This window comes from Vibrio algarum, from assembly GCF_028204155.1.
GTDB lineage: Bacteria > Pseudomonadota > Gammaproteobacteria > Enterobacterales > Vibrionaceae > Vibrio > Vibrio algarum.
Window position 1 is genome coordinate 1,393,805 of the sequence record NZ_JAQLOI010000001.1, and the last position, 26,364, is coordinate 1,420,168.

The following is a 26,364-nucleotide window of genomic DNA, read 5'->3' on the forward strand; positions in this document are numbered from 1 at the left end:
TTGCCTTTTCACGGCAATGAAAAGGTGTTTAAGTGTTAACTAAGCAGTCTTACACAAAGGTGAGGAGCTTATTGTTAAAGTGACATTTCATTACGTAACACTTTTTGCATTTCAGTTTTTATCTCTTCGTATTTGAGATTCTGACTAAGAAGATAATGCAATTTCGCTAGAGCTGCCTCTGGCGTCATATCATAACCGCTAATGACCCCTGATTCTGCAAGGGCACAGCCCGTTGCATACCCACCCATATTTACTTTTCCTGCTAGGCATTGAGTGAGGTTTACGACAATAACACCTCTGTCTGACGCTTCTTTTAAATGGGCTAATAGTTCAGGATTTTGAGGAGCATTACCTACACCAAAGGTAAGTAGAATCATAGCATTTACAGGCTGCCTCAGTGTATTTCGAATAACTTCATGAGAAATTCCAGGATACATTGTAATTACACCTATTGGTTGAGGTGTGATTTTATGGACCTTAAACTCTCCTTCTGGCTTGAGATCAACCGTTACTCCATTGCCAACATGAATATTGATACCAGCTTCAAGTAGTGCCGGGAGGTTGGGTGATGTAAACGCATTGAAGCCATCGGCATGAGATTTAGTACTTCGATTCCCGCGCATTAATTGATTATTAAAGAAGAGAGTAACCTCATTTATAGGATAGTTAGCTGCAATATGTAGTGCGTTCAGCAGGTTGGCTTGCCCATCAGAACGAAGTTCGGCCAATGGGATTTGTGAACCAGTTACAATGACGGGTTTAGCCAAATTTTCAAACATAAAAGAAAGTGCAGACGCGGTAAAGGCCATCGTATCGGTGCCGTGCAAAATGACAAAACCATCATACTTGTCATAGTTTTTCTTTATGTCATTTGCAATAAACTGCCAGTCAGCAGGAGACATATCGGAGGAATCGATCAGGGGATCATATTCATGGATAGTGTAACTCGGCATTTCTTCACGGTGAAATTCAGGCATACCAGCAAGTTGCTTTTCCATAAACCCAGCAATTGGGACGTAGCCATGTTCCGATTTTTGCATTCCTATCGTGCCACCTGTATAGGCGATATAGATATGTTTTTTCATTGCGTTCTTAATTTTATGATACGAGTTGTGGCGGATTATATGCTTAAGTTAAGCAAATAAAAATAGGTGCACGAGGCACCTATTGAATCTTATCCAGCTTCTATGCTAGCGAAGCAGTATTAGAACTATTTTACTTCACAGGTTAAACAGAGTGAATAATAGCCTTTCGGGTCATTTAAAGTACTTAGCAGCTCAGTATCGGCTATAAGCTGATTAGAGATTGGCTGCAGAGCTTCTGGTAACATGGCTGAGAGATTAATACCTAACGATGCACCAAGATTATCAGACAATTGCTGCAAGAACTGCTCTGTTGTTGACAGTGGTTCTTCCACCCAATAAAGATTGTACTCTTCAACATTGGCTAATTCTGCTGCGACCTTGATTGCATCATCAAAATCACCCATCTGGTCAACTAAACCGGCGTTCATTGCATCAAAACCTGTCCATACCCGCCCTTGAGCAATGTTATCTACATCGTCTACCGATATTCCACGGCTCTGACCTACTAGCCCAATAAATCGTTGATAACCATTTTCAATACCTAGCTGGAATGCCTCGCCAGCTTTGTCTGGGATACCTCGGGTTATACCTATCCCAGAAAATGGCGTGGTTCCTACACCATCACTGTATATACCGAGTTTATTTAATCCTTTTTCAAAGGTGGTAATGACGCTGAATATTCCTATGGAACCGGTTAGTGTCGTTGGCTGCGCAATAATTTTGTCGGCACCCATCGAGATCCAATAGCCTCCAGATGCTGCAATGCTCGACATAGATACGACAACGGGTTTACCTGCCGCTTTTATAGCTTCGACTTCATTACGTATAACCTCAGAAGCAAAGGCGCTACCACCAGGGCTGTCTACGCGCAGCACCACGGCTTTAACGTTGTCGTCATTCCTTGCTTCTCTTAGTAGCGCAGCAGTGGTGTCGCCCCCGACTGTACCGCGAGGTTGTTTGCCGTCCATTATCGTACCGCTTGCAACGACTATAGCGATGTCATTCGAGCTGTGTTGGTATTCTTGAGTGACGGTGTCTCGATATTCGTAATAACCAATGGCTTTGTAACTGTCTTTTCCTTTTGCCCCAAAGGCGTCGGCCATCGCTTGACGGATCTGATGTCTAGTGGCTAATTCATCAACAAGCCCCAGTTTTTGGCTAAGTTTGGCTAGATCACCGTTAACCCCTTTAAGACTGGCCAAAAATTCATCCATAGACGGATTTATGGATTTTGTATCTATGTTTCGATTTGAAGATACGTCGTCAATATATGCCGCCCATAATTGAGTTAACCATGCACTAGCTGACTCTTTAGCGTCACTGGACATGTTATCGCGTATAAACGGTTCAATCGCTGATTTGTATGTACCGACTCTGAATACATGCGTATTGACATCCATTTTTTCTAACAAAGTTTTGTAGTAAAGAGGATAAGTGCCATACCCAGTAAGCATGACAGCGCCATCCGGTGCCATATAAATTTTATCGGCGTAGCTCGCCAGATAATATTGGCTTTGGTTGTAAAAACTACTGATGGCGTAAACCGGTTTGCCAGTTTCCTTGAATGCATTTATTGCTTTAGCAATATAGCGCAGCTTAGTAAGGTTTGTTTCAGGTAGTTCCCGAAGGCTAATAATCAATCCGGATATTTGGTCATCATCGGCAGCGTAACGGATAGTATCCACGATATCAAAAAGCACGTTTTCTTTTGGTAGCTCTTGACCAAACAAAGAACCGGTAACCGAATCCATTGGATTAATATATCGTCTCTGTTCGACTATAGGGCCAGAAAGGTTAAGTACCAGAGCCGAGGCTTCTTTGACTTGAGGTGGAGCGCTTATTTGACTTGACTGAGTGTAACCTAAATAGATCACGCCAATAATAATAAAGAAAAACAGATTAAAGATAGCAAGGCGAATGAAGTTGATGATCTTCCAAACCCATTTGAAGATGCCACCGATAAATTTGAATATTTTTTTCATATCTTCCCCACAGGTGCAATTCGCACATGCTTACAAAGAGTTAAGTTGAGTGCGTTAATCCTACGTCATAATCACAAAAAATACATCTTACATTGATCAATGTTGCACAAATGTAAACAGTTGTTTGATTTCTGATCATAGAGTGAATATTCTAGTTTGACCATAATTAAAACAGAGCGCAGCATCCGTTGACGCATCTATGAGCAGAAGTGAAACGATTATGTATCCAAAATTATTACAGCCTCTCGATTTAGGTTTTACGCAGTTGAAAAACCGCGTACTGATGGGATCTATGCATACTGGCCTTGAAGAACATAAAGAAGGGCTAGGAAGACTAGCTGCTTTCTACGAAGAGCGCGCAAAAGGTGGTGTTGGACTGATAGTTACAGGTGGTTTTTCGCCAAACTTTCGCGGCAGGCTCCATCCGCTAAGCGCAGAGTTTAGTAAACCTAAACATGCTAAGGCACACCAAGTCGTGACCGAAGCGGTACATAGACAAGGTGGGAAAATTGCTTTGCAGATATTGCATGCTGGGCGATATGCCATGCATCCACTGTCGCAAAGTGCCTCAGGAATGAAAGCTCCGATATCTAAATTTGCGCCAAGTGAAATGAACGAGAAGCAGATTAAGAAGACCATCGAAGCCTTTGCTAATAGTGCATCGTTAGCTCAATTGGCTGGTTATGATGGTGTTGAAGTGATGGGCTCGGAAGGATATTTGATTAACCAGTTTATTTGTAAACGTACCAACATGCGTTACGACGAATGGGGTGGGACCTATAAAAAACGGATGCGCTTTCCATTAGAAATCGTCAAAGCGATTCGCAAAGTTGTAGGGGAAGACTTTATTATTATCTTCCGTCTTTCTATGCTCGATTTGGTAGAAGAAGGCAGCACGTTTGAAGATGTGATTATGTTGGCAAAAGCGCTAGAAGACGCAGGTGTCACTATCATTAATAGCGGCATAGGTTGGCACGAAGCGCGCATTCCTACTATTGCTACTCAAGTTCCAAGAGCGGCATTCACATGGGTAACGGAAAGACTCAAACCGCACCTTAAAGTCCCAGTTGTTGCCTGTAATCGAATTAATACCCCCGAAGATGCAGAACGAGTACTTGAAGCAGGCCATTCGGATATGGTTTCTATGGCTCGCCCTTTCTTGGCAGATCCAGAGTTTGTTGCTAAAGCGACGCAAGATAAAGCGCATCTAATTAATACCTGTATTGGCTGTAACCAAGCTTGTTTGGACAATATATTTCAAGGCAAAAGAGCAAGTTGTCTAGTGAACCCAAGAGCTTGTTACGAAACTGAAATTCAGATTCAACCCGCTCATACGGCTAAAAAAGTAGCGGTTATAGGTGCTGGGCCTGCAGGGCTTTCTGCCGCAACGACAGCCGCAGAACGTGGTCATCATGTTGATCTGTATGAAAAAAACGATCGTATTGGTGGTCAGTTCCGTCTGGCAATGCAGATTCCGGGTAAAGAAGAATTTAGAGAAACTATCCGATATTTTGCCAATCGACTCGACGAGACAGGGGTTAATCTCAAGCTCAATTGTGAAGCGAAATTCGATGATTTAGCCGGTTATGATGCAATTATTATGGCATCGGGAGTTGTACCTAGAAAACTTAATATTGAAGGGATAGATAACCAAGACAAAGTAGTTGATTACCAAACGTTGATAAGAGAAAAGACACCGGTGGGTAATAAGGTTGCCATAATTGGTGCGGGTGGTATTGGTATTGATGTAGCGACTATGCTAACCGAACCACAGGGGCATGATCTCAACGATTGGCTACATGACTGGGGCATAGATACCGACTTGACCCACTCTGGTGGTTTATACCCTCACCCAGAACCTATTAGTGATATGACCGTTTGGGTACTGCAACGACGTAAGAGCCGTGTTGGTAAAGGGCCTGGAAAAACCACAGGTTGGATTCATAAGCGTACGTTGGAAAAGAGAGGCGTCAACCTAATGGGGGGCGTGAGTTACGAAAGTATTGATAACAAAGGCTTGACGATAAACAATCGTGGGAAAAAAGAGCTTCTAGACGCAGACAAGATAGTTATTTGTGCAGGGCAAGAATCGGTTCGCCCGTTTGAAGATAAATGGTCAGATCTGAAAGATAAACTGCACATTATCGGAGGAGCCGATAAAGCAGGTGAGCTCGATGCAGTAAGAGCAATACGTCAAGGGTTAGAGGTCGCATTGAAGATCTAAATCTTGATTCAAATCTGAAATGAGTGTAATAGTATTAATAACTATTCTCATTAACAATGATTCATGAGAGCCGTGGTTCTTTTGAATCATTGTTCTGTTTAAAACATAGAGGCGTATATGGATGCACTGGAGTTATTACTAAACCGTCGATCAATAGCCAAATTATCAGAACCAGCCCCAAGCGGTACCGTGTTAGAAAACATCATTAAAGCGGGATTAAGAGCGCCTGACCATGGTGGATTAACGCCTTGGCGGTTTGTAATATCGCAGGGTAAAGGCTTACAAAAATTAGCGGATATACTGGTTAGTGCGGCCAAGGCAGAAAATAGTGCACAGTCGGTTTTAGATAAACTAGCGAAGGCCCCTTTTCGAGCGCCAATGGTGATAACAGTTATTGCTAAGGTAACCGATCACGAGAAAATACCACTAATTGAACAGTATTTGTCTGCGGGATGTGCAGCACAATCGATGCAGATGGCAGCGGTAGCTCAAGGATTTCAAGGTTTTTGGCGTTCAGGGCCTTGGATGTTTCATCCTGCTGTTCACGAAGCTCTCGATTTAGGCGAAGGGGATGCAATTGTCGGCTTTTTATATTTAGGCACGCCAGGCTGCTCTCCAATGAAGGCACCTGAGCGAGATTTGACTAAATTTGTACAATATCTGTAACCAGAATAACGAAAACACTGTATGAATTGACAGTAACTATTGCATTGTAAGGGCTAGATTCGTTAATCTAGCCCTTCTTATTTTTTGTAGTGGATAAAAGTGAATGGCGCGACTATTTATTGCTGAAAAACCGAGCTTAGGTAGAGCAATAGCAGCGGCATTGCCTAACCCGCAAAAAAAGATCAAGGTTTTATACGTTGCGGCAATGGCGATGTCGTCACTTGGTGTATTGGTCATCTTCTTGAGCAAGTAGAGCCAGACGCCTACGATGAAAGGTACAAAAAATGGAATTTGGCCGACTTACCTATTGTTCCAAATCAATGGCAATTAAGACCGAGAAAAACCGCAAGTAAACAACTTACCGTAATAAGAAAACTGCTCAAAGAATCTAGTCAAATAGTCCATGCTGGTGACCCAGATAGGGAAGGTCAGTTGTTGGTCGATGAGGTTATAGATTACCTTAAGGTTAGCGCCAGCCAAAAGGCCTCGATTGACCGTCTGCTAATTAGTGATCTGAACTTACCGGCAGTGAAGCGCGCGTTAAGCCAAATGCGCAGCAACAAGGAATTTATCCCACTTTCGGTTTCTGCTTTAGCACGCTCTCGTGCTGATTGGTTATACGGGATGAACATGTCTCGCGCTTATACTTTATTGGGCCAAAAAGCAGGGTATCAGGGTGTTTTATCTGTTGGGCGAGTTCAAACCCCAGTACTAGGTTTGGTTGTTCGTCGAGATGAAGAGATAGAAAACTTTGTCGCGAAAGACTATTTTACTTTGCACGCCTTAATACCTTATAGCGATACTGCTTCAACCATTGATATTAGAGCCCGTTGGAAACCGAGTGAGGCCTGCCAACCATGGCAAGATGAAGAAGGTCGGGTTTTAAACCGTAAACTAGTCGAGAATGTCGCGAATAGAATAGCTAATCAACCCGCCATTGTTTCAGAGTCCGAACAGAAACAAACGAAGCAATCTGCGCCGTTGCCTTATTCATTGTCTGCTTTACAGATTGATGCGTCGAAACGGTACGGTATGAGCGCTCAAGATGTATTAAATACCTGCCAGTCTTTGTACGAAAAACATAAGCTTATTACTTACCCTCGGTCCGATAGTCGCTATCTACCAAAAGAGCATTATGTTCAAGCGGCTACGGTCGTTTCGGCTGTCGCGAACAACGCCAAAGAGTTAGGGAGTGCGGTCACTGGCGCTGATTTGTCTATTCGCTCAAAGGCGTGGAATGATAAAAAGGTAGAAGCGCACCACGCCATTATCCCCACACCGAAAAAAGCGTCTGTAAATGGTTTATCTGGCAATGAAATGAAGATTTATCAACAGATAGCTAGGCAATATTTAATGCAGTTTTATCCATCTGCGGTGTATGCAGAAGCAAAACTGGTTTTTGATATAGCGGGTGGTTGTTTCATTGCCAAAGGACGAAAACTGGTCGAACCGGGCTGGAAAGTGCTTATTGGCAAAGACAGTCAAGATGAGTCAGGGTTTGATATGGTTCCTCCTCTAAAGAAAGGTACTCAACTGATCTGTCGAGAAGGGGCAATACAAGAGAAAAAACCGAACCTCCAAAGCATTTTACTGAAGCGACTTTACTTCAAGCGATGACGGGCATAGGGCGTTTTGTCGAAGACAAAGAGTTGAAAAAAATCCTAAAAGATACAGATGGCTTGGGGACAGAAGCAACAAGAGCGGGAATTTTAGACACGCTTTTTAAGCGAAAGCTTTTGATTCGTCAGGGTAAGTCTATATTGGGTAGCCAAGCGGGAAGAGGGTTGATTCATGCCTTACCAAATGAGTCGACGTTTCCGGACATGACCGCACATTGGGAACACCAATTACAAGGCATGGCAGAAAGAAACCAAGCCTATCAGCCTTTTATGTTAGGCCTTGAGCAAAAACTAGCGTTGTTGATGGAAGGGGTAAAAACCAATCCAGTGCCTAGCTCTTTACAAGGATTGCCTCAAGTAGAGCGCCCGAAAAGTCGTCGTAATTATAAGTTAAGTCGTAAAAAAAGCCCCCGTATCCACGAGGAGCTTTAGTCGTCCAGTTTAGAAGTTAATGTAACCTAAACACATCATCATACATTTCACCTCCAGTTGAATCGTTGAAGTACGCTTTAATAGCAAAGTAGCTGCCATTGTGTTCATCGGTAATCGTCATTATTCCGCCAGCAGTATTATCGTTCTCTATCGTAAAGGCTATCGCCCCAGTCACACCAGCATCATCACTAAATACCCAATTGAATCGAGTGCCATCGTTAAACTCACCAGTACCATTGCCTCTAAATATCATTGCCTCATCTAAAGCCGTAAAACTATTATTTATACGGCTATCATCAAGGCTACCGACTGCAAACGTTACCCTAGTATCAAATTGGCCATCGGTTGGCAGCAAAGAATGGAAATTGCTTGAACCGGTTACGATACAACTTGCTGCGGTACCGTAGTAACTTGCAACAGAAATAAACGTAGCGTCTGATGGTGCAGTCCACTCTTCGTTACCTGTACTGCAATCCGTTATATCTAGATTCATGCTTTCGTGCAAAGTAAGTGTTTTACCGGTGATTACGCTATCTTCAGTCACGTAGTACGCGACTGAAATAACGTCGGTATTGTCTTGCAAAAGTACCATCTGATCGAAAGTTGTTGTACTGTCCGAACTCTTGATCTTAAGCACTTCATAGTCCATTCCATTATAGGACTCAGTTTCCAATACCCACTGACCAATGACTTCAAGTAGATCGTCTTCGTACAGCATCAAAGACTTGTCGTCATTGAAGTAGAACGTCATTGCTGTTTCATCGGTTGGCATGGTCGCTACAAAACCATTAGGGTAGCGCATAGCGAAGGTTGGTAGCGTTTCACCAAGAGCGGTTTGATAGGTTGCGACCTCGGCTATAAATGAAGACAAGTCGTTAATATCGCTTAATGTCGGGAACACGGGCGTCTCGGATGGCTCTTCGACGATGATATTATTGTAAATATCATCTCGAGCGGTTTGACCATATAGGTATAAAGGTTCATCATCTTGCGTTCCAGCTGGTTGTATTTCGCCGCGGTATACAAGTCCGTCATAAACACTAAATAGTAACGTGGGTTCGTCACCATCTTCAGGGTTAACGTCTTCCAGTGCATCGCTAATAGTGGTTGTAATGGTGAACGTGATCATATCTTCAGTTCGGTGATTTATTAAATCCCAATCTCCTACTGCAAGCAGTTCGGCCGTGTTATACATATCTCCTTCTTCGTAAACAAAACGATAGTAATAGGCGGTTTTTATACCACTAGCGTTAACAAGTTCTACGCAAGTAGTTTCTCCGATTGCTATGCAAGTGATAGCATCTGGACCACCATCGATATAGTTATTGACTGGATCTGGTTGTTCAGGGTCACGAATGATTTCCCCAATGGTCGTGCTTGTAGGGGCTGAGACAAACAATTGATTTAAGGTTGATGCCGTTCCATCCAGGTCATCGTCGTAACCTTCACCAACTTGTCTTACAAACGGAGTGTCATCCCACAAGTAGTAGATATCGTCATTACTTGTGAATTCCAACTCAATGCGCTTAGCTCCGTCACTAAAATCGTTATTATAAGCGTAATCTTCAAAATCAAATGCTTCGAGTCCAGCAACACCATCAATTATGTATTCTCGATCGAGAGCTTCTATTAAACCAGTCATGGAATAACTTGCTTCTGGAACACCTTCAGGGTGAGCGTTTAACTGGTCGTTTGCCATGTTAAATGTATAGCCTAACGGTAGTACCCATCCACTGTCTGACAAAACAATGTCTTGATCGAAATCTAAACTTAGTGGATCGAGAGATTTGCTTGGTAAAACCTCACTGACATCGTATAGAGATAGGTTATCATCACTTGTGGTAAATGTTTCTTGATAAAGATGCCCATCGTCTTCCCAGAAAGAATAAAGCGTTCCGGAATCTTTTATCAAATCGATGATGTTAGTGGTGTCTGTTGGGTCGATAATGACGGGTTCTGTGTTGCTTCTTTCTGTAGCATAAAACTCACTATAAGTAGCACCGTCATCGTCGGTCCATGTCTCGAAAACTAGGATGGAATAACTATCCGCATCGCTACCTAGAATCGTGATATATTCGATTCCACCGTCGTCATGGGTAATTTTAATAATACCTTGATCGGTCAACTCCCACTGATAGGTACGAATATCACCGGCTGAACGGTCGTAAGTAACAGTGCCATCACTGTTAAATATGTAGCCTCTATATTCATAATCATTTCGTTTACGATATAGAGATATACCTTCTACCATAGCCGTATCAAGCTGACTATAGCCACAAGCTGTGCTAGTGGTTACGAATTCGCTGTATTCGAGAGGTGAATCGCTGGTTCCTTCTAAATAAAGATCGCTGCAATCAGCTGGTTGATTGCTTAGTTCACTTAAACGAATCGACGCTAACGACTCATCCAAGAAGAACTGCCCTAAACTACTGGTCCAACTAAACTCAGTCGGGTTCGTGTTGATATCATTGATAGTCACTTCTTCTCTAGAATAAGCGTCCCACCAGTTCCAGACATTGTTTGGGTCGACGGGTTTGGCAACAAATAGGTGATTATTCGTATTGTAAACCAGCCAGCCATTGGTAAGGCCATCGTCCGTTAAGGTGACAGATAGTTTTTCATAATCACCGTTTGTTAGATCACTGTTGTTGGTTACCAGATACCATTGAATAGGTTGATTATTATCGTCATATCGGAAAGAACCGTTTGGACTGATAGATATATTAGACAATCCAGTAATATTGCTAGTCGTGATGTCATTAATGTCAGTACCGCCAGAGCGTAATGCATCTACCTTATCTGCCAAGAGGGTAATGTCTTGGCTTCCCCATTCACTAAACACGTAAGATAGCCAAATACCATCGTCCTGCTTGAGGTGAATGATGTGATTTTGTCCTGTGCTGTTAGAGGAGGCGGTAAAGTCGTAGTCTGCTAAGTGGTAATTAGTCCACGTAGCCGATTCTCGATGTTCATACTCATCAACGTCGGTAGTAGAGGCAGCCCATTCACTAAACAAATACCCATCAGGATGTGTATCATCAACGAGTTTGACGTTTGGACTGTCCATTGCCTGCTCGTCAAGTACATAGCGATAACCAAAGTAGATATTATCACCAGTATCAAAGTCGAATCTTGCTTCTTCTTTGTACCAATATGAACTTAGGTCGCTCGCATTGAAGTTATAGTCGGCGTATTCTTCTATTATTTCATCTGTAGGGTTCGCCCAGATTGGTCGTTCATAGATGAATGTATATGTCGTATCGGAATCAAGCGTGAAGGTCAGTAGTTCATTATTAGTACCATCACCTTCCCAGTCTTCCTGGTTGGAATAGGCTAATAATTTACCATTGCTGTCAACGGTTCTTACGCTAGAGTGTTTGAAGTTAACAATTTGAGTATTGTTATCTTGGTAATCAAAACCACCGACATCAAATTGGTCGTAGTTTGTGGTTGTTTCAACATTTCCTCCTGATGCTGAATATTCAACCGTTACTTTGTGGATAGTATCGATATTAGAAAGATCGATAGGATGAGACATGCTAGAGAAGTCAGTAGCGTGGTATGCACGACCGTCGCCATTGTTGACCCCTTCCATAGAACCATCGGCTTCATCGATATAACGCCAGTATGTTTCGCCGTTAGTTTGTCTTTCTCCAATTTCTAGCAGCTTACCTTCAAATTGGGTGTCACCGTCTAGATTATAGTCGAAGCTATAGTGTGTTACTCGCGAGAAAGTATCGGTTTGAGTATCGACAACTTCAACCGTATTGACGCTACCGTAGGTAAAAGCATCAACATTGTAGACGATAGTGGTGGTGGTCTGGACGGTGTTATCGAGGAATTGCTCGGTGGTAATGTCGATGCTGGCATCAACTATCTGAGCTGACGTTGCAAGGTCATCCACATAAGGGGTGGTAAACGTGGAAGAAGTGGTAACATCCATGACGGCTTTGGTTGCGTCATCGGTATAAGCATCGTCAGTTTCGTCACCGTAGCCATCACCATCAGCATCAGACCAGTTGGTGGCATCGCTTGGGAATTTATCAGCTAGGTTGTCACCGTAGCCGTCGCCATCGGCATCTACCCATTCGTTAGGGTTATTTCTAAATTCATCGATTAGGAAGTCAACATTATCGCCATCGAAGTCACCTGCTTTGGTATCATCGTCAGGGAATTGGTCAATAATTCGATCAACCCCATCACCGTCGGAATCACCTGCTTTAGTCCCATCAGTAGGGAATAGATCATCAACACTATCGACACCATCTCCGTCGATATCACCGGCTTTAGTTACGTCTGTTGGGAATAAATCGATAATACTATCAACTCCATCGCTATCGAAATCACCCGCTTTAGTTGCGTCAGTAGGGTACAAGTCGATAATACGGTCAACCCCATCGCTGTCAGAATCACCCGCTTTAGTCACGTCAGTAGGGAAGAGGTCATCAAGGCTATCAATTCCGTCATTGTCATGATCGCCAGCTCTGGTGTTATCTAATGGGTATTCATCCACGAGATTATTTGTACCATCATCTGCGTCTAGATAGCTGTCATTATCATCGTCCGGGTCAGCGTTATCACCGACGAAGTCGCCGTCATTGTCTGAAGATTCATGTTTATTGAGAGGAAAAGCATCGACAGTATCATTGACACCATCTCCATCGTCATCAAGGTCTGAATTATCTCCGTAGCCACTACCTTCGTCTTCACCTGCTGGATTGATAAGGTCGCCGTTTGCATCTCTACCATCACGATCGGTATCAACCCACTCGCTAGGATCGTTAGGGAAAGCATCTATAAAATCAGGAACGGAGTCATTATCGGTATCTGTTGTAGCATCTTGAGAACCGTCAAATACTTGCTCTTCTTCAAAATTAGGTTCTTCGCCATTGGCCGTGTTTTTTTGTACTTCTTCAATGGTCGATTTTATTTGGCTAGTTGCTGCCGTCGTTTTAGCTAAGAAAGACGAATCGTTAGAGTGGTCGTCAGGGTCATCTTGTTTGGCTTCTTCGACTACCGCCGCCAACTCTTCAGGTTTTTCTGGCAAAATTTTAGAGTTAACGATGTTCTCAGCGGCAAAGGCAACATCGCCATTGCCTTCATCGATAAAGTCACCTAGCACGTCTTCTTTATCAATACCCAATTGATCTGCAACTTCGCTTTTTGCTTTTTCTTTTAATGCGTCCAGTTCTTCAGGTGTCAAACCATCTGAACCTTGGCCACTTGTCGCGTTTTCTATTTGTTGCTCAAGAATGACATGAACCAGTGTAGACAAAGGGGTGACATCAGTTTCGCCAGCAGGGGCAGACATCATATAAGAGGTATTTACTAGGTTATTTTCAGGAGCGTCGACATCAGTACCAATATCAATGGTTTCACCAGCGATAGCCTGTACCACAACTGGATAATCTTCGTAATTCTCTATGTCAGAAACGTCAAGCTTTGCCACACCGCCTTCACCAGAACGAACAAAGGGTTCGTTTTCGTCAAGAAGGTAGTTTGAATTGAGATCTAACCATACATTTGCGTTTTGTAGATAACCATCGATCGCTGTTACGTCATATGTGGTGATGGCTGCAGGTGTTGCTGTTGAAGGTGGGGTGGTGGTAGAAGCAGAATCGCTATCTCCACAACCCATAAGTGCACTAGTACCAATAAGTCCTAGCGCGATAGACAATCTATTTAGTTTCATTACGACATTCCTTGTGGCGAAGTAATAATATTTTTAGTTTTTTTGTGTTGCGTCGATTAGTAGTTTTGCATGGGATTATTTTTCTTCCATCACCCATTTGGGTGATGAAATTGAATTTTTCTAGATAAATTGAGATGGGTCAATTTTGGAATGAGGTTCACGTTTATATATGCAAGCGAACTCAATGTATACACTAGGTAAATTGATTATATTAAATTCATCCTGGGTAGGTATTGGTTGAAGGTGAATGGATAGAATATGAGGTTGTCTAATAGGGTGCGTTCACCAATTGTACAAAGCAATAGGGCCACGATTAACATTGATGAGTTGGAAGAAACGCTCAAGTCCGAATTGTTTAGTATCGGCTTTGAGCAAGCAGTATTTGTAATATTGGATCCGAAACAGAACTATGCCTACGAATATAGCCTTGGATTTGAAGAACATCAGCTAGAAACTTACTCTGTTCACCAAAAACATGATGTGTATTTATCTCAATATCTTTATGATCAAGCATTTGGGCAAATTGTCTATTTGCAAGATTTGGTGCCTGATAAACAAATTAAAAATGAAATTTTTTGGGATGTGTTAGTACCTACAATGAAAATACGCCATTCTATGTGTGGTGTTCAACCCTTACTTAATAACTATTCTCTTATCTTAAGTAGCCATAGTTATCAAAAGCCATCTGTAAAACAACAGTTAGAAATCGATAATCTATGGTGCTACCTGACCCATTGGGCCAATAATTGGATAGCTAAATTAGACATGCAAAGGTGCAAGCAAAGCCTTCTAAGCCAAAAAATTGCTACCAATCAAAATGTTAAACTAACTAGCACAGAATTAGAGGTTTTGGGCCATTTAGTTGAGGGTCTAGATGGTTCAGAAATAGCGTTTAGAAGACGGGTGTCAAAAGAGACCGTTAGAAGTCAAATAAAACAGTTGTTGCATAAGACACAGAGTAAACATCAAAATCATCTTATCTCTCGTTATTATCGTGAAGAGTTTGGTATTGGGCGTTAATAAGAACCTGTGCCAAACACCCCGAGACCGACAATAACAATGGTTATTGCCGGATAAGTTCTCACCTAATCGAATTAAACGCTAAATCTTAAATTTATCAACTAACTGCTTCAACTGAGTGGCAAGTTGGTCTATTTCGCCACTAGAATTTTGAGTTTGGTTCGCTGTAGAGGAATTCTCATTAGCAATTTCTCTTACGTTGACAATGTTTTCATTAATGCTTTCTGCTACCGAGCTTTGCTCTTCAGAAGCAGTAGCGATTTGCATATTCATATCGTTAATAACAGAAATAGAATTGGTAATCGATAGTAATGCAGAACCAGCCTCACTGGCTTGTTTGACACTGACATCAGCTTGTTTTTTACTGATTGCCATCACTGATACTGCGTTTTTAGTGCCAGTTTGTAGCTGTTCGATTAGCGTTTGTATTTCTTGGGTCGATTCTTGAGAGCGTTGCGCCAATGAACGAACTTCGTCTGCGACAACAGCGAAACCTCGACCGTGTTCCCCTGCGCGAGCGGCCTCTATCGCGGCGTTCAAAGCCAATAGGTTAGTTTGGTCAGCGATGCCTCTAATCACATCGAGTATGCCACCTATGTTATTTGTTTCGACTTCAACATCATGGAGCTTTTCAGAGGAGCTTTGGACGTTTTCTGCTAGTTCATGGATAGTATCGATTGTCTGCTGGACAATGGATTGCCCAGACGTTGCTTGTTGGTTTGCCTCTTGAGCGGTTGATTCGGCTTGCGAAGCATTGGATGCTACTTCTCGAACGGTAGCGGTCATTTCATTGATGGCCGTTGCTACCATGTCGGTTTCTGTTTCCTGACGTAGGATGCTTTGACTACTTTTTTCTGTGATATCGGACAGTTCATGTGACGCAGAGGTAAGGTTGAGGCTAGCATCTGAGATAGTAATAATCATATGCCTTAAATTATTTGCCGTGACTTGAATAGAATTAAGTAACTGGCCAATTTCGTCATTGCCTTTTTGTTCTAGATTAACCGTTAAGTCGCCGTCAGAAAGTTGATTGGCGGCTGCCATCACTTGTTTTATTGGTCTGGTTATACTTGTCGTGAGTAAAAATGCAGCACCACTACCCAACAAAATAGCAGCAACAGATAAAATTAACGTTAAGTTGATACTATTGTCTGTTGATTGTTTAAGCTGAGGTCCCAGTGTTTCTTGGTCTCGAATAATCGAGCGCTTCATTTCTTCTAGATTGCTTTCAACCTCAAGTCCTTCAACATTTAGATGATTGATAATCAGGTCGTCTCTCGATGCGATAACAGAATGGATAGTATTGATTCCGTCAACGTATTCGCTATGAGCGTCATAGAAAACATCTAACCAAGCCTGATTTTCATCACCATTGAGAGATACGCTTAAATCGGAGATGGCGTCTTTGAGATCTTGTCGTAAATAGGAGATTGCGACATCATAATCTTGTTGCTGACTTGTTTGAATATACGAAACCACATATAAGCGTCCAAGTAATAGTTTTTCAAGAACCTGAGAGGCCAAGTAGGCAGCTTGAGTGTCTTTTTCAAGATAGGATTGATTAATTATTGAAGAGATGGACTCCTGCATAATTAACCCTTTCGGCGTTAGAACTCCGCTTGTTAGTTCATTTTTTTGTTGGGTAAGTGCGACGACTTCATTAAACGTACTTTGGTACCGACCAACTGACTCATCGATTTGGTGTATATAGGCCTTCCTAGACGAGTCAGATATCTGTTGTTTAGCTTCGTCTAGCGTTGAAAATAAACTAGCTATGTTTTGTTCATACTGCTGGAAATCACTTTGGTTATTAGTGATGAGGTAATCTTTAACTTTAGAGTTTGCCTGCAACATTAGAGCCTGTAAACGCCCTGATAAAATGACCGTTTTTGCTTGATGTTGATAAGTACTAATACCATCGTCGGCCTTGTGCAACGCGTTAATCCCAACTCCTAGAACAACGGAAAGAAGGACAAAAACGAGAGTAAATCCTAATCCAATTTTCACACTTAATTTCAAATCTCGAAACATAATAGCTACCAACTTTATTTCACTGATTTAGTCTTCAATATAATAGTAACGTGTTACTACAATTAGTGGTAACGTTTACATTGTTGAGTTTATCATTTGTGACAAAGGTAGACTATTTTCTTTTTATTTGATTAGGCCCTCAGCTGAATTGGTGTTTTATTTGGCTTTTATTGTATAGGTGGTTTTTAGTTTGGTGTAATCGAGAGTATTGAAATGAGTAAAAAGGACTACTAAAGTTACGTTCGACCTTGGCTTCTCGGATTAGGCCCACCTTCAAAGACAATTTAAAAAGAAGCTAGCGGTTATACCTAAGTATTATCAGTCGCACTTTATCTCAAAATAGGGCGGTTGCATTAAACGAGACATTTAGCATTAATGATATGTACTCCATGATAATTCTGGCAAGACTGATACTAAATTGGCGAATGATTAATCACTTTCAGCACTTAAAGTTGATGACCAGTATCATTGACCATTAATTACTAAATGCGTATGGTTCTAATTTAGATTTCATGTTGTGAGTTTTAAATGAACAGAAACGTCTGGCTTCTTTCGCTTTGCCAAGCATTACTTATGACTGGAAACATATTGCTTATCTCTGTTATTGGCTTAATTGGTAAAGAGATTGCACCTAGCCAAAGTATGATCACTATGCCTGTAGCACTTCAGTTTTTGGGGCTAATGGCGGCCACTATTCCTGCATCTTTAATCATGGGTAAGCTTGGCAGAAAACGCGGTTTTAGCATTGGTAATATAGTTGGGATTTCAGGGGCTGGTTTAGCTACATTTTCACTTTACACTCAAAATTTCTCCCTCTTCTGTGTGGCGACGTTTTTATTAGGGGTTGGCATTGGATTTGGCACTCTTTATCGGTTTGCAGCTATTGAAGTGTGTGATGAAAGCGTTAGAAACCGCGCCATTTCTATTTCTATGGCGGGGGAGTGTTGGCTGCGATTTTGGGCCCAAACCTTGCCATAGCATCTCAAAGTTGGTCTGAAAATGGACTTTACGTCGGCGCGTTTGCAGCACTTATCGTGTTAAACATACTGGCACTGGGTATTCTGCAAACCATTCAATTCCCTAAGCCCAATTTAAGCGTTCGAAATATAAAATCAGACCCTTTAAAGCTCATCATTAACCGGCCCAACTTTTTAATCGCTGTGTTTGCTGCGGTGATTGCGTATGCCGTAATGAATATATTAATGGTAGCGACACCATTAGCGATGATTGGTTGTGGGTTTAACTTTACTAAGGCGGCTGGTGTTATAGAGTGGCACGTTTTGGGTATGTTTGTTCCTGCATTTTTTACAGGGCGTTTAATCGAAAAATTTGGTGCGAGAACAATGATATTAACGGGTAGTGTGTTATTTGTTGCTTGCATCGCTATTAACATCCATGGTCAATCAATTTGGCATTTTAGAGCCGCGTTAGTGTTATTAGGGGTAGGGTGGAACTTTATGTTCATTTCGGCTACGGGGTTATTTAGCCAGTCATATGAGGCCCATAATAAGCCTAAAGCACAGGCATTTAATGAGTTTATGGTGTTTGGCTGCGTCACTTTTACTGCTCTGCTTTCTGGTTGGTTGGAATCTACTGTTGGTTGGCAAAGCTTAAACATCTATGTATTGCCGTTTGTATTAGCGGTTATTGTGGTTTTTATAATGAATGTAAGGTATACGGCTAAGGTTCAAACAACATAGCTTTTCGGCTATTGAGCCATTTTGGGTATTTCGTCATTGTTTTCGCATAGAGTGGGTTGTTGTAATGCTCTGTTAGCCAGCGTTGTAAGTTTGGATAGGGCGCATTGCTATACCATTTTCGGTCTACACGGGAAAACTGGCGAACAAAAGGCAAAATCGCGTAATCCGCTAAGCTAGGTTCGTTCCTCATCAAATAACGTTGACCTGCTAGGCGATGTTCTAACTCCCCAATAAAACCTTCACATTGCTGCCTGTTTTCAGTTTCTGAAGCGTCATGATATCGAGAGGCCGCTTTATAAGCGTTCAATGTGTTCACAAATTGGGTATCAGTTTGGTTGATTAAAACGGTCATGTCATCTAGGGCGTCTTTGTGGTTTTGTAAGAGCAAATCATTAGGGTCATCCTGCGTTAGCGCCCAAATCATAATATCGATGCTTTCATCGATTGTGGTTCCATCTGGAAGGTTTAGTATTGGAACCGTACCCTTTCGAGAGACGGCAAGCATTTCCTCTGGTTTATTCTTCGTTTCTATTTCACGAATCAAGACCGTCTGATTGGCTAACAACAGCGCTATTCTAGCTCTAATGCAATAAGGGCACTGCCGTAAAGAGTATAAAATAGGATAGGGGTTATGGTTCATCGAGTGTTTTCCGTGTTTGTTTAGCATTGGCAATTATTTGTTTAGCATTGGCAACTATAAGTGTAGATGATAGTGTCTAGTGATGATTAGAAGCCGAAAGTGTACTTAGATAATGTCGAACGAAATCAATGATAAATTATGCCCGTTTTGTAAAAAAGACAACCGTTGCATGGCTATGACATCCCCAAGCGAGTGCTGGTGCAATTCGGTAAAAGTACCCATCGAATTACAAAAATTGGTTCCAATTGAACTGCAACGTAAATCTTGCGTATGCAGCGCTTGTGTTGCGCTATTTAATTCAGATCCCTCGGCTTTTCGTCACAAAGTCTTTAAGGAGTAATGCTATGAAAAATATCGTTTATATCGCAACCAGTATCGATGGCTATATAGCAGACAAAAATAATAGTATCGATTGGTTACACGACATTCCGAACCCAGATGGTTCAGACCTTGGTTTTGCTGAACTTATGAATGGTGTTGACGCTTTAGTGATGGGAAGAAATACGTTAGAGAAAGTATTGAGCTTTGATTGTGAGTGGCCTTATTCCAAACCTGTTTTTGTTCTTAGTAATACGTTAAAAAATGTGCCGAAAGGCTATGAAGACAAGGTTTTTCTTGTAAAAGATGAACTTAAAGACGTGGTTCTATCGCTTAATGAAAAGGGTTATGAGCGCCTTTATATCGACGGTGGTATTACAATACAGAACTTCTTAAAAGAAGATTTGATCGATGAGTTAATTATAACCACTATACCAATTGTTCTCGGTGGTGGCGTACCTCTCTTTGGTGAATTATCTGAGCCGTTAAAGTTCAGACATACTAAAGCCGAAAGGTATTTAGATTGCTTGGTGAAAAATTACTATGTTAGACAGCGATGAATCTGCGAAATGTTGAACATAAAAACTAAAGATTGTCAGACATGACTTGATCGATGACCTGCATAGTTTGAGTAAAGTAGGGATTGTATGTCAGTCTAGCGAATACTTTTCCTTCTTGACGATAACCCCATGCAGAATACCAAACATTGTCGCCATTTAAACAAGAAGCCTCGCCCTCTTCGGTTTGACCATTGCTACAAATACGTTTGTCCCCGTTTACTCCATAATCTGGATTTTTAGGGGAAAAAAGTAGCCCCATATGAGAGCCATTAGAGATTTTTTCTTGCTCTAATTTCATCGTCAGTTGAATAGAACGGCTTTCCTTTAGAGGTTTCTCCCCTTGCCAAATCATACGATTATTTGGGTTAATTAGTTTATTAGCAAATGTAGATTGTACAAATTGAGTATCAATGACACTGTCACCTTCACTCATTATGACAAATACGGGTTTTGTATAGTTGGTTTGTTGTAAATTTTGGCGTACGACTTCAGAGGTCTGATAATATACAGCAGCACCGTTCATCGGTAACGAGTTATACCGAAGATAATTGTCTTCGGGGTCTTGGTCAGCCCAAGTAAAGAAGTTACTCGCAAACTCTGCGTATTTAACCACGGATGATCTTGGTTGAAAGGCGGGAGAAAAGAGCAGTAATCCTTTTATTGATGGGTCATTCATTGCTACTGACGTCACTAAATTTGCCCCTGTGGAATACCCGCCAAGCCAGACTGAATCATATTCTTGCTTAAGTAAGTCTGTATGATGTTCGACCACACCTTGCCAATCAGACAGTGTTGGTAAAATGAGGTCTCCAACTTTACTGCCATGCCCTGGTAGTAGTACGGTACGAACTAAATAGCCTCGTTCTGCAAGGTGCTTGGCAATATCGACAAACGAATAAGGAGAATCCCCAAGCCCATGCACTAATAAAACGGCTTGACCATTTGGTTGTGCTGGCCTGATTTCATAGGGAGCGTTGGCCGCAACTTCTTTATCTCGATCATCGGTAACGAAAACTCTATGTTCTTTGATCCATAATTGCGTTTCTTCAATATACTGTTCAAAACTCGGCTGGGTATAGAGTGGTAAAGATTCAGATGTACTATAGCTTGGGTCACTCGGTGCATTTCGACATCCCACGATGGTGAGCGTAACTATTGCAGCAAGAATAAAAGAAAAGCGAGTTATTTTTTGCATTTATATCTCTCACCAGTTAGTCAATGTTTTAGATGGTGTGTTATACGCTGGGTGTATTTTTATACTCAGGTCCTCTTACTCACTTAATCACCTGTTTCTACTGTTTTACTTGGGTGGTTCAGCAATTTGGTCACCCCTTTTTGTAAAATTAGATTATTTGGGTACGTGATAATATTCCCGTCATCATGACGTATTAATACGTGAAACATTGTTATGTCGATCAGTTCGCCACTGACGTCAGCGTCTTTTTCAGCAACTTTTATCATATCTCCTATTCGGTACGGGAATACGAAAAAGATAAGTATGCTCGCGGTTAGATTACTTAAGATAGACCATTGCGCAAAGAGAGCAACGCCAAGAACCGCGAAAATGGACGATAAGAAAAGAGAAATATCGCCAAAACCTATTCCGAGAATAATGGTAAAAATCGCACCAAACAAACCTAATGACGCAACATTAAATGATTTGACGATGAACTGTTTTCTTTGTAACGAAACTTGTTTTTTATCTGCTAGTTTTTCAAGCCAGCGATGAATAACATTTTTGAATAGGCGAAACCCGACTACCAACAATATCCCAATAAAAATTTGTTTTATTAACTCGTTATCTTGAATGTAATCAATCATTAATATACCTAAGTTCGCACCATTGACTGATTGTAAGCATAGCAAAAACATCTGGTTAAGCTATGCGTTCGGAGATTTTAGTTTTTAACCCTGCGTTCGGTTTAATACTCGAAAGAGCTAGGCTGGTATCTCATTGACCCAGATGATTAATTATCTGCGGTAGTATAGTGATATATTGTTCCCATCTATTTGTTGAACCTGAAATGGGATTTCATATATTTCACTCAACACCTCTTCTTTGATCACTTCCATAACACGGCCGCTTTTGATCACTTCGCCACGTTTCATTGCAACAATATTATCAGAGTAACAAGAGGCAAAATTAATATCGTGAATGACAATGACGACCGCTTTGTTGTGTTCATCGGCCAGTTTTTTTAATGTCGCCATGATATCAACAGAGTGTTTTATATCGAGATTGTTTAGGGGTTCATCGAGAAAGATATAATCGGTGTCTTGTGCAACGACCATGGCGATAAATGCCATCTGTCATTATTACAAAATAGTCGAATTCGTTCCTGATAACCAAAATGCGTCTGAAATTTGGCTTAGACTTGCACAATCTCACTACCAACAATCTGAATGGTCAAAGGTGTTAACATCACTTTCGAAGTATCAAACGTCACAAGGCAAGATGGGTTCTCAGCAGTTATCTTTAAAACTGGGCTCTCAACTACAGCTCAAACGATGGGAGCAAGCAATCCCGACGCTAGAAGCGCTTATAGAAATAGAACCAAATAAACTTAACTGGTGGCGTCAAATGGTAAGTTTACAGTTAAAGCTAAGCCGAAATAACCAGGCTCTTGATACGCTCGCGCTCGCCAAACTACAGAAGGTAGAACTTACTGATTCTGAGAAAAGACTGTTGGCACAGCTTTATGCTCAACGAGGGATACCAGAACGCGCTGCAATCGAAATTAGTCAATTGAACGGAGCGTATACGGATGTGGCACTTCTCGTCGAACAAGCCACATATTGGCAATATGCTAAAGAGTGGAGCAATGCCGTTGATATTTGGCTCATCGCAGCAAAACAAGACAGTCAATATTATTGGAACGCTGCTTTATTGCTGAGTCAACAAGGTAACTACTCAAAGGCTCTGGCTCAATTATATAAAATTGATAAAAATGCATCACCGCATAGCGTAACGGATATTGCTTTGGCTAAAGTCCGCGCGTATTACAAGCTAGGTCAGCATAATAACGCACTTATTGAAGCTAAAAGTATCAGAGAAATAGCAAAAACTCAGTCAGATCGCGAACAAGTTGAGGCTTGGTACCAGTTTTTACGTCAGAAGCATAAGAAAGATCTGTTGTGATGAGATAAAGTTGTAGCACTAAAAATAGGCAACTCTATCTCTGCCTAAACTTTTGGCAAGGTATAATAGCTCATCTGCTTTGCTAAGCAGATCATGTTCTGTGCCTCGAGGTAGATCTTCTGAACAGGCTGCGCCAATGCTTACAGTAACATAGCCTTTTTCAGTCCCGTAATGTGCAATACCATATTCTCGTATGTGAAGCATGATTTTATTCGCAACCTTAATCGCACCCTCTAAACTCGTTTCAGGTAGGATACAAACGAATTCCTCTCCACCAAAGCGAGCAACCGCATCTGCGGGACGAAGTATACTTTCAGAAATAAGCTTGGTTATTTTAATTAAACACTCATCCCCCATAATGTGGCCGTAGTAGTCGTTGTATTTTTTAAAATAGTCCACATCGATTAGAAGTAGTGAAAGCGTTTTTTTATTGCGTAAATGCCTTGCGTACTCTTTTTTTAATAAATTATTAAAGTGACGACGATTGAAAATTCCAGTCAATCCATCAATTCGACTTAGGTACTTAAGTTGCTCATTCTTTTCCTCTAGCTCACTTTCGACCCTCTTACGCTCTCTAAGCTCTTCTTGTTGGTCTCGAATAGCACTTTTAAGGTTTGTGAGCACAAGTTTCTGATATCGCTGTAATGTGAAGAAAAGTAAGATACCCGTAGCTATCAGTACACTAAAAACAACGCCTAATGCAACATGGTAAAAAATGACCAATGATGCAGCGTCATGAACATTTTCTCCTGTTCTTTTATCAATCGCTTCTAAGAACTCATTGATAGGTTTCATTATATTTTTTTGCCTCATGGTATTTGTCACCAAATAAGAGGTTTTGTGCGAATATCGGATCAGGTTTCTTCTGAATGTTAAATTGACCGTCTGAATCTTGAAATTTCCCAATCATTGCATTCATAGCAACTTGCTCTAAATGCACTAAATCATCAGAGTTTCGTTGAGCCTGACTAAGTAACTGAAATTCATTTGGGGTAAATCCAGCCAAACGCATAAGTTCTTCTAGTGGGGCTTTATTACCATCATCAAATGGAGGCTCTGGATTGGAAACGGTCATAAAGTCCCAGTAGACCCGTTCGTAATAATTAGGCCGATTTTTTTTACCATCCCTAATAGATAGGATATCCCAAAAATACTGCTCAAATTGGCTGTTTCCTGAAACAGCATAAGAGCGAACCATGCGTGTTAGATCATCGGAGCTTTGTCTAAGTTGGTCTGCAAGTAAGTACGATTCATAACGAAGTTCTGTCGCTGACTTATAACTATCCTGGCCAACAGCTTGCATTCTCAATAAGTAAATGGAAAGGAATACCATCGCCAGAACGGATACAAGTTCTGCCAATATAAGAACGAATAATTTCTCTCTTTTTTGCGAGATTCCTAACATACAGACTCTTTTGTCAATAAAGTAACTCTCTAATATCACGTGCGTTTACGGCTTGTGTAAATTTTGGTCGCGTATTACTAGTCGACACTAAAATAGGAGGAGCATAGTAACTAAGTTTTGCTCGTAGGTTTACGTTTCATATGCTATATGGAAAGGTTAGGAGAGTTCGACTTGTTACGCAAATGAGATAATGTTTGGATAAGCCGTATTTAGATGTTGAGCGATAGAAAAGGTCTTAGCAAAAGTTCGATTATGTAATTACGCCAAGCGACGGTTCTTTGTTAGTTGTGAAACATTTAGGTCGAATGAGAACCCTCTATCACGACAGTTCTTGGGGCGGCAAATACAGGTGTAGTAGTTATGGCGGACAGCTTTTAAAAGGTACATTGCCTCAATCAATCCGATTGGTTTAATTTAGCACCCTTCAGAAACAAAAAAACCGTTGAATAATCAACGGTTTTTTTGTTTTCAATGTGGCGGGCTGAACAGGACGAATATGGGCACTGGAAAATCAATACGTTACATCATCTCTTCCGCTAGAGTTAGTAAAAATACCGTTGGGTGCGTATTAAGACTGCGGCTATGGCATGTCGCAGTCCACATATTTATTAGCCAATACGTTTGTCGATACACGCATCAAGTTCGACTAATAGACTTTGAAATTTTTCTGTTGTCTCAGTATTACAGCAGTCTCGGTCACTATCATATTTAACTATAGATAGTATATACGACTTGTAGCCAAGAAGTTTATTATTGATTTGGTTAGTACAAAATTCATCTAAAAATTCTCTAGCTCCTTCCTGATACCTCGGTTTAAACATGTCTTTTTTAAAACACTTTTTAAATATAGCAGTATCATGTTTGTTGGAATTCAGTTCATATATAAGCTTGCGAATTATTTTCGTTTTTTTATTTGAAAGTTTAAGTTCACCTTTTATATCAGAATAATTACTACCAACTATAGTGTATCCGTTTAGAGATATTGTGTGGACTGCTTTTTTTATTTTAGAATCATTTATCTTATATCCATCCAAACCAACTAAGAATGAAATTTCATCATAGAATCGATTTGAATGTAAGAACGGTGATTCATGAGTCTGTAGTTTTGTACCATTAAGCGGGCGAAATATAGGACGTGGTAGTACCTTCCCTTTAGATGAAAAAAGCATGTCGTCTGCGTATCTGGTATACGTGACATTATGAATGTCGCAAAATTTCTCTATTAATAGATCTATTTTACGGAAGACTATGTTAGATACGTGGGGTGATAGAGGAAAGCCCATCGGGAGAACTTCTTTATCAGAGAATACAGAGTTATTACTAGTGCTATCAATTTTATACATAATGAGATTATAAATAGCAGAAGCGTGTGACTGTTCACAATTTTCAGATATCTTTTCACTAGAAAAATAATCTAAAAGATTATCCATAACAACTTCAGATTTAATCGAGTGAAAAAAATTTTTTAGATCCAAACGTAAGAAAAAATAGTTATTTCTGTGTGGCTCAAGAAAATCGTAATAGGATTTTCCGACTATATAAGCTTTCGCAGATTGATTAATAGGAATTTTAGAAAGATATTGTTTAAATATGACTTTAGATATATGAGTGTGTACATCTTTTATATCACCAGCTAGGCTATATGCAAACTTTTTGCCGATTTTTAACTCGCGAATGCTAGACGACGGCAGAGGAGCAACTCCTCCGCCATCTGTGTAGTACTTATACTCTTTCAACAAATCGAGAATGATTGAAGACAGAGAATACTTTTTCATACAAATCCCTTCTTGGACACAAAGAACGTCTTTTCACGTTTACGTGCCTTAAAAGTACAACTAGTGATATAGTGGC

16 protein-coding genes and 4 pseudogenes are annotated in these 26,364 nt (G+C 41.0%); 9 read left to right on the plus strand and 11 right to left on the minus strand.

Features of this window, described 5'->3' with window-relative positions; translation table 11 throughout:
* Positions 1-74: 74 nt before the first annotated feature.
* The gene (ansA, locus tag PGX00_RS06790; RefSeq protein WP_272133901.1) at positions 75-1,085 is read right to left on the minus strand and encodes an asparaginase; all 1,011 of its coding nucleotides are present in this window, start codon (positions 1,083-1,085) and stop codon (positions 75-77) included.
* Between the two features lie 125 nt (positions 1,086-1,210).
* Positions 1,211-3,067 (minus strand): signal peptide peptidase SppA, encoded by a 1,857-nt coding sequence (gene sppA / locus PGX00_RS06795; protein ID WP_272133903.1) that lies wholly within the window; start codon positions 3,065-3,067, stop codon positions 1,211-1,213.
* A 220-nt stretch (positions 3,068-3,287) separates the two neighbouring features.
* Between sppA and PGX00_RS06800 the strand changes: the two genes are divergently transcribed.
* From PGX00_RS06800 to PGX00_RS06810, 3 genes and pseudogenes are all read left to right on the plus strand, one after another.
* Positions 3,288-5,291, plus strand: a complete 2,004-nt coding sequence (locus PGX00_RS06800; protein WP_272137965.1) for an NADPH-dependent 2,4-dienoyl-CoA reductase — start codon at positions 3,288-3,290, stop codon at positions 5,289-5,291.
* Positions 5,292-5,408: 117 nt separating this feature from the next.
* Complete coding sequence (locus tag PGX00_RS06805) at positions 5,409-5,957, plus strand: NAD(P)H nitroreductase (RefSeq protein WP_272133906.1); 549 nt, start codon at positions 5,409-5,411, stop codon at positions 5,955-5,957.
* A 103-nt stretch (positions 5,958-6,060) separates the two neighbouring features.
* A pseudogene (locus PGX00_RS06810) lies at positions 6,061-8,008 on the plus strand (DNA topoisomerase III).
* A gap of 16 nt (positions 8,009-8,024) precedes the next feature.
* Here PGX00_RS06810 and PGX00_RS06815 read toward each other — a convergent pair.
* Positions 8,025-13,700 (minus strand): hypothetical protein, encoded by a 5,676-nt coding sequence (locus PGX00_RS06815; protein WP_272133908.1) that lies wholly within the window; start codon positions 13,698-13,700, stop codon positions 8,025-8,027.
* 258 nt (positions 13,701-13,958) lie between these two features.
* Here PGX00_RS06815 and PGX00_RS06820 point away from each other — a divergent pair, with 258 nt between their 5' ends.
* Positions 13,959-14,720 (plus strand): helix-turn-helix transcriptional regulator, encoded by a 762-nt coding sequence (locus PGX00_RS06820; protein ID WP_272133910.1) that lies wholly within the window; start codon positions 13,959-13,961, stop codon positions 14,718-14,720.
* Positions 14,721-14,801: 81 nt separating this feature from the next.
* On the opposite strand, the gene PGX00_RS06825 is transcribed toward PGX00_RS06820, so the two are convergent.
* Entirely contained in the window at positions 14,802-16,751 is a 1,950-nt protein-coding gene (locus PGX00_RS06825) for a methyl-accepting chemotaxis protein (protein ID WP_272133912.1), read from the minus strand.
* Positions 16,752-16,992: 241 nt separating this feature from the next.
* On the opposite strand from PGX00_RS06825, the pseudogene PGX00_RS06830 reads away from it, so the two are divergent.
* Positions 16,993-17,094, plus strand: a pseudogene (locus tag PGX00_RS06830) (AraC family transcriptional regulator); the annotation flags it as partial.
* Positions 17,095-17,279: 185 nt separating this feature from the next.
* Positions 17,280-18,451, plus strand: a pseudogene (locus PGX00_RS06835) (MFS transporter).
* Here PGX00_RS06835 and PGX00_RS06840 read toward each other — a convergent pair.
* Positions 18,432-19,091 (minus strand): glutathione S-transferase, encoded by a 660-nt coding sequence (locus PGX00_RS06840; RefSeq protein WP_272133914.1) that lies wholly within the window; start codon positions 19,089-19,091, stop codon positions 18,432-18,434. The pseudogene PGX00_RS06835 and the gene PGX00_RS06840 overlap by 20 nt on opposite strands.
* Before the next feature lie 112 nt (positions 19,092-19,203).
* Here PGX00_RS06840 and PGX00_RS22895 point away from each other — a divergent pair, with 112 nt between their 5' ends.
* Positions 19,204-19,431, plus strand: a complete 228-nt coding sequence (locus tag PGX00_RS22895) for a cysteine-rich CWC family protein (protein WP_407702342.1) — start codon at positions 19,204-19,206, stop codon at positions 19,429-19,431.
* A gap of 4 nt (positions 19,432-19,435) precedes the next feature.
* Positions 19,436-19,969: a dihydrofolate reductase family protein gene (locus PGX00_RS06845; protein WP_272133916.1), complete on the plus strand. Its 534-nt coding sequence runs from the start codon at positions 19,436-19,438 to the stop codon at positions 19,967-19,969.
* Positions 19,970-19,994: 25 nt separating this feature from the next.
* Here PGX00_RS06845 and PGX00_RS06850 read toward each other — a convergent pair whose 3' ends face one another.
* The 3 genes and pseudogenes from PGX00_RS06850 to PGX00_RS06860 all read right to left on the minus strand — a co-directional run.
* Positions 19,995-21,164: an alpha/beta hydrolase gene (locus PGX00_RS06850; protein WP_272133918.1), complete on the minus strand. Its 1,170-nt coding sequence runs from the start codon at positions 21,162-21,164 to the stop codon at positions 19,995-19,997.
* Between the two features lie 83 nt (positions 21,165-21,247).
* Positions 21,248-21,790 (minus strand): mechanosensitive ion channel family protein, encoded by a 543-nt coding sequence (locus PGX00_RS06855; RefSeq protein WP_272133921.1) that lies wholly within the window; start codon positions 21,788-21,790, stop codon positions 21,248-21,250.
* Between the two features lie 150 nt (positions 21,791-21,940).
* Positions 21,941-22,279: pseudogene (locus PGX00_RS06860) on the minus strand (siderophore ABC transporter ATP-binding protein); the annotation flags it as partial.
* Here PGX00_RS06860 and PGX00_RS06865 point away from each other — a divergent pair.
* Entirely contained in the window at positions 22,242-23,108 is an 867-nt protein-coding gene (locus PGX00_RS06865; protein WP_272133923.1) for a tetratricopeptide repeat protein, read from the plus strand. The pseudogene PGX00_RS06860 and the gene PGX00_RS06865 sit on opposite strands and share 38 nt — an antisense overlap.
* Positions 23,109-23,126: 18 nt before the next feature.
* Here the strand turns inward: PGX00_RS06865 and PGX00_RS06870 are convergent, their stop codons facing one another.
* From PGX00_RS06870 to PGX00_RS06880, 3 genes are all read right to left on the minus strand, one after another.
* Positions 23,127-23,903 carry a GGDEF domain-containing protein gene (locus PGX00_RS06870; protein WP_272133926.1) on the minus strand — a complete coding sequence of 259 codons (777 nt, stop codon included), beginning with the start codon at positions 23,901-23,903 and terminating at the stop codon, positions 23,127-23,129.
* On the minus strand, positions 23,887-24,513 hold the full coding sequence (locus PGX00_RS06875) for a hypothetical protein (protein ID WP_272133928.1): 627 nt from the start codon (positions 24,511-24,513) through the stop codon (positions 23,887-23,889). Before PGX00_RS06875 ends, PGX00_RS06870 begins: the two co-directional genes overlap by 17 nt.
* Positions 24,514-25,121: 608 nt before the next feature.
* Positions 25,122-26,288, minus strand: a complete 1,167-nt coding sequence (locus PGX00_RS06880; protein ID WP_272133931.1) for a reverse transcriptase family protein — start codon at positions 26,286-26,288, stop codon at positions 25,122-25,124.
* Positions 26,289-26,364 lie beyond the last annotated feature (76 nt).